The organism is Bradyrhizobium sp. FW305-F6, from assembly GCF_058782905.1.
The window spans coordinates 775,476-790,102 of the sequence record NZ_JBYSYD010000002.1 but is presented as its reverse complement, the minus strand read 5'-3'; the positions used below and the strand labels follow the sequence as shown (position 1 = coordinate 790,102).

At 63.6% G+C, this 14,627-nt stretch carries 15 protein-coding genes and 1 pseudogene; 12 read left to right on the top strand and 4 right to left on the bottom strand.

The genetic code is table 11. The features are described 5' to 3' along the window. Positions 1–107 precede the first annotated feature (107 nt). Entirely contained in the window at positions 108–764 is a 657-nt protein-coding gene (locus AC3WLX_RS15075; RefSeq protein ID WP_492336534.1) for a glutathione S-transferase family protein, read from the top strand. Positions 765–1,044: 280 nt separating this feature from the next. Here the strand turns inward: AC3WLX_RS15075 and AC3WLX_RS15070 are convergent, their stop codons facing one another. Continuing rightward, positions 1,045–1,269: a hypothetical protein gene (locus AC3WLX_RS15070; protein WP_291629856.1), complete on the bottom strand. Its 225-nt coding sequence runs from the start codon at positions 1,267–1,269 to the stop codon at positions 1,045–1,047. A 182-nt stretch (positions 1,270–1,451) separates the two neighbouring features. On the opposite strand from AC3WLX_RS15070, the gene AC3WLX_RS15065 reads away from it, so the two are divergent. Then, positions 1,452–1,805 carry a hypothetical protein gene (locus tag AC3WLX_RS15065; RefSeq protein ID WP_492336533.1) on the top strand — a complete coding sequence of 118 codons (354 nt, stop codon included), beginning with the start codon at positions 1,452–1,454 and terminating at the stop codon, positions 1,803–1,805. Between the two features lie 9 nt (positions 1,806–1,814). Here the strand turns inward: AC3WLX_RS15065 and AC3WLX_RS15060 are convergent, their stop codons facing one another. Continuing rightward, positions 1,815–2,918: a mandelate racemase/muconate lactonizing enzyme family protein gene (locus AC3WLX_RS15060; RefSeq protein WP_492336532.1), complete on the bottom strand. Its 1,104-nt coding sequence runs from the start codon at positions 2,916–2,918 to the stop codon at positions 1,815–1,817. A 169-nt stretch (positions 2,919–3,087) separates the two neighbouring features. Between AC3WLX_RS15060 and AC3WLX_RS15055 the strand changes: the two genes are divergently transcribed. The 8 genes and pseudogenes from AC3WLX_RS15055 to AC3WLX_RS15020 all read left to right on the top strand — a co-directional run bounded on the left by AC3WLX_RS15055 (position 3,088) and on the right by AC3WLX_RS15020 (position 10,416). Then, positions 3,088–3,924, top strand: a complete 837-nt coding sequence (locus AC3WLX_RS15055; protein WP_492337296.1) for an AraC family transcriptional regulator — start codon at positions 3,088–3,090, stop codon at positions 3,922–3,924. Positions 3,925–4,059: 135 nt separating this feature from the next. Next, on the top strand, positions 4,060–4,998 hold the full coding sequence (locus tag AC3WLX_RS15050) for an SMP-30/gluconolactonase/LRE family protein (RefSeq protein WP_492336531.1): 939 nt from the start codon (positions 4,060–4,062) through the stop codon (positions 4,996–4,998). 159 nt (positions 4,999–5,157) lie between these two features. Continuing rightward, on the top strand, positions 5,158–5,751 hold the full coding sequence (locus tag AC3WLX_RS15045) for a GNAT family N-acetyltransferase (protein WP_492336530.1): 594 nt from the start codon (positions 5,158–5,160) through the stop codon (positions 5,749–5,751). A gap of 246 nt (positions 5,752–5,997) precedes the next feature. Beyond that, positions 5,998–7,644 (top strand): GMC family oxidoreductase, encoded by a 1,647-nt coding sequence (locus tag AC3WLX_RS15040; RefSeq protein WP_492336529.1) that lies wholly within the window; start codon positions 5,998–6,000, stop codon positions 7,642–7,644. A gap of 847 nt (positions 7,645–8,491) precedes the next feature. After that, positions 8,492–8,764, top strand: a complete 273-nt coding sequence (locus AC3WLX_RS15035; protein WP_492337329.1) for a hypothetical protein — start codon at positions 8,492–8,494, stop codon at positions 8,762–8,764. Further along, positions 8,700–9,127: pseudogene (locus tag AC3WLX_RS15030) on the top strand (DUF5958 family protein); the annotation flags it as partial. The gene AC3WLX_RS15035 and the pseudogene AC3WLX_RS15030, both read left to right, overlap by 65 nt. A 78-nt stretch (positions 9,128–9,205) precedes the next feature. Next, positions 9,206–9,550, top strand: a complete 345-nt coding sequence (locus AC3WLX_RS15025; RefSeq protein WP_492337295.1) for a DUF1493 family protein — start codon at positions 9,206–9,208, stop codon at positions 9,548–9,550. Positions 9,551–10,035: 485 nt separating this feature from the next. Continuing rightward, positions 10,036–10,416, top strand: a complete 381-nt coding sequence (locus AC3WLX_RS15020) for a hypothetical protein (RefSeq protein WP_492336528.1) — start codon at positions 10,036–10,038, stop codon at positions 10,414–10,416. A gap of 1,057 nt (positions 10,417–11,473) precedes the next feature. On the opposite strand, the gene AC3WLX_RS15015 is transcribed toward AC3WLX_RS15020, so the two are convergent. After that, positions 11,474–12,316 (bottom strand): AAA family ATPase, encoded by an 843-nt coding sequence (locus AC3WLX_RS15015; RefSeq protein WP_018641030.1) that lies wholly within the window; start codon positions 12,314–12,316, stop codon positions 11,474–11,476. A 94-nt stretch (positions 12,317–12,410) separates the two neighbouring features. Then, the gene (locus AC3WLX_RS15010) at positions 12,411–12,656 is read right to left on the bottom strand and encodes a GlsB/YeaQ/YmgE family stress response membrane protein (protein WP_018318587.1); all 246 of its coding nucleotides are present in this window, start codon (positions 12,654–12,656) and stop codon (positions 12,411–12,413) included. Between the two features lie 123 nt (positions 12,657–12,779). On the opposite strand from AC3WLX_RS15010, the gene AC3WLX_RS15005 reads away from it, so the two are divergent. Both AC3WLX_RS15005 and AC3WLX_RS15000 read left to right on the top strand, forming a co-directional pair. Then, a complete protein-coding gene (locus tag AC3WLX_RS15005; RefSeq protein WP_492336527.1) occupies positions 12,780–13,955 on the top strand; it encodes a vWA domain-containing protein in 1,176 nt (391 codons plus the stop codon). A 127-nt stretch (positions 13,956–14,082) separates the two neighbouring features. After that, positions 14,083–14,496, top strand: coding sequence for a rhodanese-like domain-containing protein (locus AC3WLX_RS15000; protein WP_291624601.1), 414 nt, complete (start codon positions 14,083–14,085; stop codon positions 14,494–14,496). Positions 14,497–14,627 lie beyond the last annotated feature (131 nt).

Genomic DNA, 14,627 nt, shown 5'->3' with positions numbered 1-14,627 from the left:
CGCCAGATCGGCCGCCGCAGAATTGGCACGTCGCTTGCTGCTCCCGCCATGCAAAGCACAGGCCTCCTGGGGGCCGCCGTGCTGATCGGGACCAGGGAAGGGGTCATATGGCGAAGGCGACACTGACCATCAGCAGCAAGAACTACTCGTCCTGGTCGCTGCGCGGCTGGCTGCTGACCAAATTCTCCGGGCTCGACTTCGAGGAGATCGTCACCGCGCCCGACGATCCGTCGGCGCGCGCCGAAATCCTGCTGCTGTCTTCGTCGATCCTGGTGCCATGCCTGCGGCACGAGGGCGCCGTGGTCTGGGATACGCTGGCAATTGCCGAATATCTCAACGAGGTGATGCCGGACGCCGGCCTGCTGCCTGCAGACCGCATCCAGCGCGCCCATTGCCGGTCGATCTCGGGCGAAATCCATTCCGGCTTCACCACGCTGCGCGCCTCGCTGCCTGTCAACCTGAAGGGACACTTTCCCGGCTTCAAGATCTGGTCGCGGGCACAGGCCGACATCGACCGCGTCTGGTTGATCTGGCGCGACTGCCTGGAGAAATCGGGCGGCCCCTTCCTGTTTGGCGCGCAGCGCACCATGGCGGATGCGATGTACGCGCCGGTGGTGACGCGCTTCGTGACCTACGACGTCAAGCTGGAGCCGAGCCTGAAGGCCTATGCCGACACCATCATGGCCATGCCCGAGATGCGGGAATGGATCGCGGCGGCGAAGGAAGAGCCGGCCGAGATCGAGGAGCTTGAGGTCGAATATTAGGCACGTGCTTTGCGCCCCTGCCTGTTTCGGCGGCGAATGCCCTCCCGCACCGACCGCGCCGCTATGCCTCTGCAACAATTAACCTTTGGCGCCAGTGGCGGGCGCTTGCGATCCGGCGAGCTGCGCAGATGTTGTGCGCGCTGGCCGAACCGCAGCGAGATCTAGCCGTGAACAGGTGCGTACGAGGCGATTCGGCTGATTCGGACGTGATTCGTTCAGGCCGCGTTCCGAAGGTTAAGGCGGAGCGCGGCGCCGTCGCATTTTGAGACTGACGCCGCCTTCAGGCAGCCCCGCGCTGCTTCACGCGCGGCAGGCGCCAGCCGATCACGGTTGCTTCGACCGCAATGCCGGCCTCGTTGTTCTGCCAGCGTCCCTCGACGTAGCGGCAGGCGAAAGGCAGTTGATAAGTCCCGCTGTGGTCCTCGCACAGCACTTCGAGTGGCAGGCCCGGCGGTGGTTCTCCGGCGCCGTCGAATTCCGCCAAACGTCTATCGCGCGTTGCCATTCCAATATTCTCCCCTAAACAAAGCCGCGGAAAGAGCGCCCACTTCTTCCGCGCGCGGATCATCGTTCCCCGTCCCAGGGAACGATGCAAGCTCAACGCGAGAATGCGGTGCGAGTGTGGTAGCTTCAGGCAGCTACGCACAATAAGCGCAAATTGCCGTGATCATCGGGCGAGGAACCTTCATGCTGCTTCGAAATGTCGGCATTTGTTTCGCAATGTTGCTGCTCGCGACGCAGGCAGTCCCGCCCGTGCTCGCGCAGGACGTGCCCGGCATCGAGATCTGCACGGTCGAGAAGACCATGGAGCGTCGTACCAGTTGCCTGCAGAGCAATGTCGACTTCCTGCAGAAGACGATTACCAAGCTTGCCCTCGATCATCAGCAGAAGCTGGATGCCGCCAATCGCCAGATCGACGCGCTGAAAACGAATCTCGCCGGCTTGCAGAAGACGCTTGCTGATCTCCAGGCCGCGCAGGCGAAGACCGTCGAGGATCTGAAGAAGAAGCAGGACGCGCCGCCGGCCAAGGACGCGAAATAGGCGCGCCGTTCACGCCACGCGGTAGCGCTCCATCACGCCGGGATCGGGCTCGTAGCCGAGCCCGGGGCCGGAGGGCACTGCGACATGGCCGGTGGCATCGGCATCGATGCGGCCGCCCCAGAGGCAGGCTTCGCGCTTCAGGTAGAACATCTCGACCAGCCCGTCGTCGCGTGTCGCGAGCAGATGCAGCGTCGCCAGCAGGCCGGGGCCGAAGTAAGGGGAATGCGGAACGATCTTGACGCCGACCCGATCGGCCAGGCCCGCGACCTTCACGAACTCCGTGATGCCGCCGACCTTGGTCACCGAGGGCTGGGCGTGGCTCACCGCACCCGCCTCGATCATCTGGCGGAATTGATATTCGGTGCAGGCATTCTCGCCGGCGGCAATGTCGAGCCCGCCCTTGCTGCGCACTTGCGCAAGCGCGGCGAAATCCTCCGGCGGCCAGACCGGCTCTTCCAGAAACATCGGCTGCGCGTCGCGGCAGGCTTTCGCGAAGCCGATCGCCTGCTCGGCCGTGAGCGGGCAGTTCATGTCGACCATTAGCGGAATGTTCGGCCCGATCGCCTCGCGCGCGGCAAACACCGCGGGCGCCGTCGTCTCGTGCAGCTTGATCGCGCCGTAGCCGAGCGCGAGCGCCTTCCTGCATTCGGCGGCGATGTCGTCGGGCGAGCCGATCCGGAGCAGGCTCGCATAGGCCGGAATGGCCGTGCGCCTGGTCTCGCCGAGCAGGCGATGCAGCGGCACGCCCTTCACCTTCGCCGCCAGGTCCCACAGCGCGATGTCGAGCCCGGAGATCGCGAACATGGTGATGCCGTAGCGGCCGAACAGATGCAGGTTGCGCTGGATCTGCTCCATGAAAGCGGGAATGCCGGCCGCATCGGGCACCTTCAGCCCGCGGGCCTGGGGTGCGATCATCTCCTCGACCGCGCTGCGCGTGGTGCGCGGGCAGACATAGCCGAAGGCATCGCCCCAGCCGGTCAGCCCGGAATCGGTCGTGACCTCGACGAGCACCATGTCGAGCGCGGAAATGGCCGAAGCGCCCTGGCGGAAGCTTGCGACACCGGCGTCATAGGGGATGCGGATATGGTGCGCCCGCACATTGGTGATGTCCATGACCCGGTTCCTCTTTCTCGTGAGCGGTTCAGGCGAGTGTAGCCGTGAAGATCGGGGCGTTGCCAGCGGCCTTTGGCCGGCTATCCTCATGCGAGCGACAGCAATGCCGATCAAGCAGAGCGGTGCCGACCGGCGCAACATCGCCGCGCTTCGAACGAGGACGATACCCGTGAACCCAGCCCAGCGTGCGCTCTGGTACATCGAGAGCCATCTGGCCGAGCCGATGACGCTCGACGAGATCGCCGCGATCTCCGGCGTGTCGCGGTTCCACATCGTGCGTGCGTTTGCCGCGGCCGTCGGTCTTCCGGTGATGCGCTACGTACGTGCGCGGCGGCTGACGGAGGCGGCGCGCAGCCTCGCAAAGGGCGCACCGGACATCCTGCCACTGGCGCTGGAGGCGGATTACGGCTCGCACGAAGCCTTCACCCGCGCGTTCCGCGACCAGTTCGGCACCACGCCGGAAGCGGTCCGGGCCGCGACTTGCGTCAGCCATCTCCAGCTCCAGGAGCCGATCCTCATGGACTCCACCATCCTCGACCATCTTTCCCCGCCGCGCTTCGAGACCGCAAAGGCCTTCCTGGTCGCCGGTCCCGCCGAGCGCATCTCCTGCGACAACGGCGCCATGATCCCCGGCCTGTGGCACCGCTTCAACCAGGAGGTCGCCGACATCCCCGCGCGGGTCGGCCATCAAGTCGCCTACGGCGTCTGCTGCAACGGCGACGATGCCGGCAATTTCGACTACATCGCCGGGGTCGAGGTCGCCGATTTCTCCGACCTGCCGCGCCGCTACGGCCGCATCCGCATTCCCGAGCAGCGCTACGCCGTGTTCACGCATACTGAGCACGTCGCCTCGATCCGCCGCACCGTCAACACGATCTGGAATCAGTGGCTGCCGGCGTCCGGCCTCACGGCTGCGGATGCGCCGAACTTCGAGCGCTACGGCGAAACCTTCGATCCCGCGACCGGCAACGGCGGCTTCGAGATCTGGATACCCGTGCGGGAGTAGCATGCAAAGCTGGCATACCGTCCCGCTTGCTTGGCAAGCCTTGGCGACTTTGTCATAACCGCAGGCAAATCTTGCCTGCGGGGCCCGTGCCGGACATCCCGTGCAAGTCATAACAAGCAGCCGGGAGGGTCCCAAATGTCCACTGCCACGCCCAACATCCGCGTTCTCGCCACCGATCTCGAATTTCCCGAAGGGCCGGTCGTGATGCCCGACGGTTCGGTGGTGCTGGTGGAGATCCGGGGACAGCGCCTGACGCGCGTCTATCCCGACGGACGCAAGGAGATCGTGGCGAAGATTCCGGGCGGGCCGAACGGCGCCGCACTCGGGCCCGACGGCAAGATTTACATCTGCAACAATGGCGGCTTTTCTTGGATCCCGACCCGCAACATGATCATGCCGGGTCCGCAGCCCGACGATTATCTCGGCGGCGCGATCCAGCGCGTCGATCTGCAGTCGGGCAAGGTCGAGACCCTCGTGACCAAATGCGGCGAGCACGCACTGCGCGGGCCGAACGATCTGGTCTTCGACAAGCAGGGTGGCCTCTGGTTCTCCGATCTCGGCAAGCGCCGCGCGCGCGAGATGGACGTCGGCGGCATGTATTACCTCAAGCCCGGCATGACCGAGCTCGTCGAGATCGTGCACGGCATCCTGCCGGCGAACGGCATCGGCCTGTCGCCGGACGAGAACACCGTCTACATCGCGGAGACGCCGACCGGCCGGCTCTGGGCCTACGAGCTCTCGGCGCCCGGCACGCTCAAGCCGCGCGACGTGATCTATCGTGGCGAGCGGGGAAAACCGATCTGCGGCCTCGGCGGCTACCAGATGTTCGATTCGCTCGCGGTGGAAGCGGGCGGCAATGTCTGCGTCGCCACCCTCGTCTCCGGTTGCATCTCGGTGATCGCGCCCGACGGCACCCTGGTCGAGCAGGTCCCGACCAGCGACCGTGTCACCACCAACATCGCCTTCGGCGGCCCCGAGCTGAAGACCGCCTACATCACGCTGTCCGGCAAGGGCGAACTGGTCGCCATGGACTGGCCGCGCGGCGGTTTGCCGTTGAATTTCTTGAATAAGTGAATGTATCTGGACAAAGCCGTGCCAATACATCCGTCGTCATTCCGGGATGCGTGCGCCAGCACGCAGGCCCGGAATCCATAACCCCAGGCGGTGGTTATGGATTCCGGGCTCGCGACTTCGTCGCGCCCCGGAATGACGGCAGTCATTATGGAGTGAGAAATGCCCTGGCCCGATCCCGTCACCCTGCGTGGACAGCACGCTCGTCTAGAGCCGCTGTCGCACGATCACCGCGAAGGGCTGGTCGCGGCCGTCAAGGACGGCGAACTCTTCAAGCTCTGGTACACTGCGGTCCCGACGCCCGAGGGCATGGCGAAGGAGATCGACCGCCGCCTGGGGCTTCAGTCTGCGGGCTCGATGCTGCCGTTCACCGTGTTCGACGCCACCGGCAATATCGTCGGCATGACCACCTACATGAACATCGATGCCGCCAACCGCCGCGTCGAGATCGGCTCGACCTGGTATGGCAAGAGCGCGCAGCGCGGCCCGCTCAACACGCAGTGCAAGCTGCTCTTGCTGCGGCACGCCTTCGAGGCGCTGAACTGTATCGCGGTCGAGTTCCGCACCCATTTCTTCAACCACCAGAGCCGCCGCGCGATCGAGCGTTTGGGCGCCAAGCAGGACGGCATCCTCCGCAGCCATCAGATCGCGCCGAACGGCACCTTGCGCGACACCGTGGTCTACAGCATCACCGCCGCCGAATGGCCGACGGTGCAGGCGCATCTCGAGTTTCAACTCAACGACAAGCCGCGCTAGGGATGATGTGTGCTATTCGTAACGATGTCGCCGCGGGCTCGGCCACCTCTCCCATAGGGAGAGGTCGGCGCGTAGCGCCGGGTGAGGGGACCGCTCTCTCGTGGGACCTGAGCCCCTCACCCGATTTGCACCGGACGATGCTGCGCATCGCCGAGAGCAAATCGACCTCTCCCTCCGGGAGAGGTGTCGGAATCCGCGGCTGCAATTCACCCAATCTCGAAACATGCTAGGGGCGGTCGAGGGACCATGGATAGATTCGACTACGTGATCGTCGGCGCCGGCTCTGCCGGCTGCGTGCTCACCAGCCGCCTCAGCGAAGACCCGAACACCAGCGTCTGCGTGCTCGAAGCCGGGCCGTCGGACTGGCATCCCTACATCCATCTGCCGGCCGGCTTCATCAAGACCTTCCACATGAAGAGCATCAACTGGGCCTATCAGCAGGAGCCCGGTCCGTGGACCGGCGGGCGCAGCATCTACGCGCCGCGTGGCAAGACGCTGGGCGGCTCGTCCTCGATCAACGGCCACATCTACAATCGCGGCCAGCGCATGGACTTCGACACCTGGGCGCAGATGGGCAATCGCGGCTGGGGCTATGCCGACGTGCTGCCCTACTTCCGGCGATTGGAGAAGCGGGTCGGCGAGGGCGAGGACACCTATCGCGGCCGCGACGGCAATCTCATCGTCACCACCATGAACTGGCGCGATCCGCTCTGCGAGGCCTTCATGGAGGGCGCGGTCTCGCTCGGCATTCCCCGCAATCCCGACTACAACGGCAAGACGCAAGAGGGTGTCTCCTACTGCCAGCGCACCATCAACAACGGCCTGCGCGTGTCCGGCGCCACCGCGTTTCTGAAGCCGGCGATGAAGCGGCCCAACGTGCACGTGCACACCCACGCGCACGCGACCGAGATCATCTTCGAGGGCAAGCGCGCCGTCGGCGTGCGCTACATGAAGGGCGGCCGCGGCGGCACGCCCGTCGAGGTGCGCGCCAACAAGGAAGTCATCCTCTCCGGCGGCACCTATAATTCGCCGCAGCTGCTTCAGCTCTCCGGCATCGGCTCGCCCGACCTGCTGCAGCAGCACGGCATCGCAGTGCGTCACGCGCTGCCCGTCGGCGAGGGCCTGCAAGATCACTACGCCCCGCGCACGGTGGCGCGCGTCAAGGACATCAAGACCATCAACGAGCTCCGCCGCGGCCTCTCGCTGTGGATCGAGGCGTTGAAATGGGCGACCCAGCGCAAGGGCCTGCTCTCGCTGTCGCCGACCATGGTCTATTGCTTCTGGCATTCCGGCGAGAGTGCCGAGAGCTCCGACCTCCAGCTCACCTTCACGCCGGCGAGCTACAAGGAAGGCGTGCAGGGCCAGCTCGAGGACGAGCCCGGCATGACCGTGGCGTCCTGGCAGCAGCGTCCCGAGAGCCGCGGCTATGTCCGCATCCGCTCGTCCGATCCGTTCGCACCGCCTGTTATCCAGACCAATTATCTCGACGCCGAGCTCGACCGCCGCGTCGTCGTCGGCGGCATGAAGCTGGCGCGCAAGCTTTTGAAGTCCGCGCCGCTCTCGCCCTATTACGCCTACGAGGACTTTCCCGGCCCCAACGTCAACACCGACGACGAATTCCTGCACGCCGCCACCGAGCGCGGCACCACCACCTTCCACCCCGGCTGCACCTGCCGCATGGGCCCTGCAGATTCCACCTGGGCGGTGGTCGACGACCAGCTCCGCGTCCACGGGTTGGAGGGCCTCCGCGTCATCGATGCCTCCGTGATGCCGCGCATGATCTCGGCGAACCTCAACGCGTCAACGATGATGATCGCGGATCGTGCCTCCGACCTGATCCGCGGCAAGGTGCCGATGGAAGCCGCAAGGATTCCGGATACGGCGATGGCGTGAGGTGATTGAACCCTGGCGTCAGATCATGATGAACGGGAACGCCTTCTTCTCGAAGAGGAGTTAAGGAAGGAGGTCGGCGATCGTCACCCGCTTGCCGGTTTGCCGATCAAGGTACAAGCCAAGCGAGATGACCGCGACGACGTTCTTGTCTCACTGGAAGATGGAAGAGTAGCCGAAGTTCACTTGACGTGGTCCGGCAGGAAAGAGGCTGATCCAAGTTGGCCCACAACAATCATTCTCGAGTCCATGGAACAATGGCGGACAAAAGCCGCAAGCGATTTAGCGTAGCTCGCGGACTAGCCAAGAAGAAGCGTCCCGTAGGGTGGGTTAGCTCGCGGCTGCGCGAAGCGCAGTCCGCGTAGCGTAACCCACCACTTCTGTTGACGCGGAAGCGAAGGCGCTGGGTTACGCTGACGCTAACCCACCCTACGAGCTTATGGCTCCGCGATGAGAGAGTGCACTTCGCCCGATCGCGCCAGTTCTCCGCTGCCGCTTTCATATAGGCGCGTGTTACAGCGGGCACGATGACCAGATTGGGTTCAAAGAAGGCGCGGCCGCGCGCAAGCTCGTCTTGAACCTGTTGGCCGAGGCGCGCCTGATCATAAAAATTGATCCGGTAGCGAACCCCTGACGCAATGATCCGAGCCTCGGAAAACCATCCTTTTGCTTCCACTTCCGCCCCTAGTCGTCGAAGTCCGCGGGCAATTCCAGATACGAACTTCGCACTTCGCCTCCCTTCTGGATCGTTGGCGCGGACTAGGAGATCGTCCGTCGTTACGCTACAAGGTGCTATTCTAAATTGTCAAAGCGCGAATAGACTCCTCGCGATCAACGCAAGCGTGGCAACATGATGATCTCTTCGCGTGAGCGACAATCCGTCGGCCAGATCGCCGTCTGCGGCCTCGTCTTTCTCTGCACCGCTATCCCGCTCGGTCTGCTGCTGCGCGTGGGCTGGCGCGATTGGACGCTCTTTGCTGGCCTCTGGGCGACAATGTGCTTCATGGGCGGAATCGCATGGTTTCCTCGGAGCACACCAGTTCAGAAAGCCTTCTCATATGGCCTGCTCATCGGCACGGTGCTTCCGGCGCTGGAGTGGGCGGCGACGAGTCACGGCCCCTAGTCGTGTGCTGGGGGGCAGCGCCGCCATGGGTGGCACGATGCTGAATGTCCATGAAGAGATCCTGTTGAACCAATTGGCGCAGGGGATCGCAAGCGATGCAGAAGGGGAGGCTTGGTTCGGCGCGCAGAGCGGGGACAACAAGCGCAGGCTGCTTCGCGGCTTGGGCAACTTCATATTGCAGGCAGGGCCTAAGCCTGAAGATGCGGCAATTGCAATTGCGGAGTCGCAGCTGAAGCCGACGCTTACCCCGTGCGTCTTGATTGCAATGCCCAACCTCCGGGTTCAATTGGCGAAGGTGGCGACGCTTCCGGAATTTGAGCTGCCTCGCGTGTTCGGCTCCTCATCAAGTTGCTCGCCGCTGCAGACGGTAGGCGACGAACGGAGCAGCCGCCGGATCTCGTAAACCATTGGTGGCACCGAGACTTGAGTGATCCGGACGTCGTGAACGACATCAAACGAACCCGGGAGGCATGGCTTCTGGAAAGCTTGCTTTCTTTTGTCCGGGCAGAGACGTTGACGCGCAAGCAGATCACGCTTGGCACCGACGTCGCTTGGGATTTGGGCGTCGACGGAGATGACGCGATAGACTTCATGCGCAGATTTTCTGATCAGTTCAACGTCGACATGTCGGAATTCGATTTTGACATGTATTTCGGCGGGGAAGGGTTTGAGCTGAGCAGTCCAGTGAAGACGCTCCTTGGACGGAGAACCAAGGTGCCGATGACGGTGGGGCTTCTTTTCGGTGCGGCAAAAGACGGACGCTGGCCTCGCAATTCTAGCGCGTAGGGTGGGTGAGGAGCCGTAGGATGGGTAGAGCGCAGCGAAACCCATCGCGCCTCGGCAAACGCGGAATGATGATGAGTTTGGCTGCGGCGTGAGCAATATCGTAGGGCGGAGCGCAACTAGCAATCGTGGAGGGCCAGTTTTATGGGTGTCTCGGTCTTCGTATTTGAAGAGCGCGTCGCTTCGGAGGGATCGGTTCCACGCAGCTGGATCGAGCGCGAGATCAAAAGGGTCACGAAGCTTGGTCAAGCTACGCCAGAACTGTCCTCGCCCCGGCTGCAGAAATGGCTTGAAGACATGCGCAGTTCATTTCCGCTTATTGGCGACGCGCACTCGGACGACGCCAATGGTACGGAATATTGCTGCTATCGGAATGTGATTGACGTGACCTTTGCGACGTCTGTGGGGGCGCAGGGCGTCTTCAGGGCGTCTTCAGGGCGTGGCAGCTGGCAGAGAAGCATGGCCTCCGTGTCGCGTTTGGTGACGACGTGCTGCCGCGGGCTGCACCGGCAGAGGAAAATTTCCATCTTCCTGGCCTGCATGGGCAAGCGTCTCATGTATGCTTTATTGTGTTCGATCCCGACCTCGAGCGAGTTTCTCCGCGCGACGCGAGGAACTGGGCGCGTCAGCGGCTTGAAGCCGGCCCGAGCGACGAAGAGCCGTCAATTCTACGCAGCAAGCGGTTGAAACGTTGGATGGATGGATTTGAAACCCGCAAGCTGGATGCGTTGATTTCGCAGATGCGATTCTCCGATGATCTTATCTTCATTCGCGTGAGCCGGAAAATTAGCGCATCGATGATCTCGCCAATTATGGAGTTGTCGCACGCGCTCGATCTTCCATTTCAGGTCTATACGGATATCGACTAAAGCGTGTGGTCCGAAAAGTTCGCAAGGAACCATAAGATGGGTAGAGCGCAGCGAAACCCATAGCGCCTCGGCAAACGCGGAACGATGATGGGTTTCGCTGCGCTATACCCATCCTACGAAACTGCCCGTCGGGCAAAACACCCCGCACCTCGTCAACCCCTCCTCGCAAAAATATTCCACTTTACCGAAATTCGGAATTGCGGCATACATCGCAGCAGCCCGGCCCGACGAAGAGGGGCGGTTCGCGAGTCGTTCGAAACTCGGGCCGGGTTGCGGTGGACGCGGCAGCGTCGTGCGCGAGAGGCGCGGGCAGGGCGGGTAGTCCCTGTGAGCCCGAGGCTTCGTGCGGACGAGCGGCGCTGAAGTCCGGCGAAGCCTCTTGGCCAAGCCGGATGAGCTGCGTACGGCAAAACCGTGTGGTCCTGGCCGTCGTTGCTACGGTCAAGCCTCTTGCGGAGATGCGCGTGAGCCCAACCGGGCGGACGGCATCGTCAATTCGCGGGGCGAGGGAGGCCAGAGGGAAAGTTCGGCTCCCGGGAGAGCACGGCATAAGCCGTCCGACCATCGCGCAGGGAAGGCCGAGTGTTCGGCGACACCTGTATGCTGCTGTGCGGTGTTCTGCGTGTGCCTTTTTGCGCAGCAGACCGCGGGTGCCTGTCGGCACCTGGCCTTCCCTGCGCCCTCTTTCCTTTGGGGCGACGGAATGAAGCAAAGCTCGGGCGATGCGCCGCGAGGCTGCGAAGGCGTGTCTGCAGGTCAAGACGCGAGTCGGAGAACGCCGGCGATGCCGCTTGCTCCGTCATTGCGAGGGGCGCTTGCGACGAAGCAATCCAGACTGCCGCCGCGGAGGGATTCTGGATTGCTTTGCTTCGCTCGCAATGACGAGGGGAAGAGAGCGTGCGCCGCGTTCCGCTCTCGTGCCCCGGACGCAGCGCAGCGCCCTTGCGGTGCGCTGCAGAGCCGGGGCCCATGTCGCCGTATTGTGCCGTGCCGCGTTCTGGGTCCCGGCTCTGCGCAGCAGCGTTCCACGCTGCAGCGCGTCCGGGACACGAGAGCCCTACACTTCCCGCCGGCTCAGGAACGCCAACCGCTCGAACAGATGCACGTCCTGCTCGTTCTTCAAGAGCGCGCCGTGCAGCGGCGGGATCAGTTTTCGCGGGTCGCGCTCGCGCAGCTGCTCGACGCTCATGTCCTCGTTGAGCAGCAGCTTGAGCCAGTCGAGCAGCTCCGACGTCGACGGCTTCTTCTTCAGGCCGGGCACCTCGCGCACCTCGAAGAAGATGCGCAGCGCTTCCTCGACCAGGCGCTTCTTGATGCCGGGGAAGTGGACGTCGACGATGCGGCCCATCGTGTCGGCATCGGGGAACTTGATGTAGTGGAAGAAGCAGCGGCGCAGGAACGCGTCCGGCAGCTCCTTCTCGTTGTTGGAGGTGATCATCATGATCGGGCGCTGCTTGGCCTTGATCGTCTCGCCGGTCTCGTAGACATGGAATTCCATGCGGTCGAGCTCGAGCAGCAGGTCGTTGGGGAACTCGATGTCGGCCTTGTCGATCTCGTCGATCAGCAGCACCGGGCGCTGCTCGGCGGTGAAGGCTTCCCACAGCTTGCCGCGCTTGATGTAGTTCTTGATGTCCGAGACCCTGGCATCGCCGAGCTGGCTGTCGCGCAGGCGCGACACCGCGTCGTATTCGTAGAGGCCCTGCTGCGCCTTGGTGGTAGACTTGATGTGCCAGGTCAGAAGCGGCGCATTCAGCGCCTTCGCCACTTCCTCCGCCAGCACCGTCTTGCCGGTGCCGGGCTCGCCCTTCACCAGGAGCGGGCGCTCGAGCACGATCGAAGCGTTGACGGCGACCTTGAGATCGTCGGTCGCAACATAGTCCTTGGTGCCGGTAAATTTCATCGTACGTCCTTGTTGGTCGTCGTTCCCAGGCCTTGCCTTGGTCACGACAAGCGAACGGCCGCACGCGGCGGCCGTTCCTGGTTCGGTCAGGCTTTCAGACCCGTTTTATCAGCGAAAGGATGACCAGCACAATCACCGCGCCGATCGTCGCGTCCACGATGGCGCCGACCGTGCCGGTTGCCAGCTGGATGTGCAGCTGCGGCAGCACCCAGCTTGCGACCAGCGCGCCGATGATGCCGACGACGATGTTGCCGATCAGCCCAAATCCCGCCCCGTGGACAATCTTGCCGGCGAGCCAGCCGGCGATGGCGCCAATGATCAGCGCTGCGACAATTCCCATTGCAAACGTCCCCAAAACAACCCCTCGAGGCCGCCAATTCTAGAGCAAAAAGCCTGCCGGTCCAGCGTCGCGCGACGGTCTCCGCCCCTTGACGTTCGCCCCCCGACGGGCAATCTGTCACCCATGTTCCTGCAATTCTTCACTTCTCTGCGCGATGCGCAGGTCCCCGTGACGCTGCGCGAATACCTCACGCTGGTGGAGGCGCTCGACGCCGACCTTGCGGACTATTCGGTCGACAATTTCTATTATCTGTCGCGCGCCGCGCTGGTGAAGGACGAGCGCAACCTCGACAAGTTCGACCGCGTGTTCGGCACGGTGTTCAAGGGGCTGGAAAACCTGCTCGACGCCATGGAGAAGGCGGAGATCCCCGAGGAGTGGCTGAAGAAGCTCGCCGAAAAGTACCTGACCGAGGAAGAGAAGAAGCAGATCGAGGCCATGGGCTGGGACAAGCTCATGGAGACCCTGAAGAAGCGCCTCGAGGAACAGAAGGGCCGGCACCAGGGCGGCAGCAAGTGGATCGGCACCGCCGGCACCTCGCCGTTCGGCGCGCACGGCTACAACCCCGAAGGCGTGCGCATCGGCCAGGAGAAGAACCGCAACAACCGCGCCGTGAAGGTGTGGGACAAGCGGGAATTCAAGGATCTCGACGGCAATGTCGAGCTCGGCATTCGCAACATCAAGGTGGCGCTGCGCCGCCTGCGCAAGTTCGCCCGCACCGGCGCACCCGACGAGCTCGATCTCGACACCACCATCCGCGAGACCGCCAATCACGGCTATCTCGACGTGCACATGCGCCCCGAGCGGCGCAATGCGGTGAAGCTCCTGGTGTTCTTCGACATCGGCGGCTCGATGGACGCGCATATCGAGCAGGTCGAGGAGCTGTTCTCGGCGGCGAAGAGCGAGTTCAAGCACATGGAGTATTTCTACTTCCACAACTGCCTCTATGAAGGCGTGTGGAAGCAGAACAAGCGCCGCTTCACCGACCGCACGCCGACCTGGGACGTGCTGCACAAATACCCGCACGACTACAAGGTCGTGTTCGTCGGCGATGCCTCGATGTCGCCTTACGAGATCATGGTGCCCGGCGGCTCGGTCGAGCATGTCAACGAGGAGCCCGGCTCGGTCTGGCTCGATCGCATCATCCGCACCTATCCGCACACCGTGTGGCTCAATCCGGTGCAGCAGAAGCACTGGGACTATTCGGAATCCACCACCATCATCAAGCGCATCTTCGCCAACCGCATGTATCCGATCACGATCGAGGGGCTGGAGAACGCGATGAAGGAATTGACGCACTGATGCCTCCCGCCGTCATTCCGGGGCGCCCGAAGGGCGAACCCGGAATCCACCGGGCCGCAATATGTGTAGAGAATTGGATTCCGGGTTCGTGCTGCGCGCGCCCCGGAATGACAAGAGGGAGAGGTATATGCCCCAGACCATCACCCGCGGCATCAAGGCGCTGATCGACGAGGCCAATGCCGAGATCGAGACGCTCTCGGCCACGGACGCCATCGAGATCTCCAAGAATGGCGACGTCGTCATCGTCGACATCCGCGATCCCCGCGAGATCGAGCGCGACGGCCGCATCCCCGGCGCCTTCGCCTGCACGCGCGGCATGCTGGAATTCTGGATCGACCCGCAGAGCCCTTACGCCAAGCCGATCTTCCAGGAGGACAAGAAGTTCGTGTTCCACTGCGCCGGCGGCCTGCGCTCCGCGCTCGCCGCCAAGACCGCGCAGGACATGGGCCTCAAGCCCGTCGCCCACATCGCCGGCGGCTACGCCGCCTGGCGCGACGCCGGCGGGCCGGTGGAGAAGTGGGAGCCGAAGAAGAAGGGGTGAGCCTCACTCCCTCCACTCGTCATTCCGGGGCGCGCGAAGCGCGAGCCCGGAATCCATTCATCCACCGACTCTGCCGCCCGATGGATTCCGGGCTCGCCCTCCGGGCGCCCCGGAATGACCACAAGGAAATA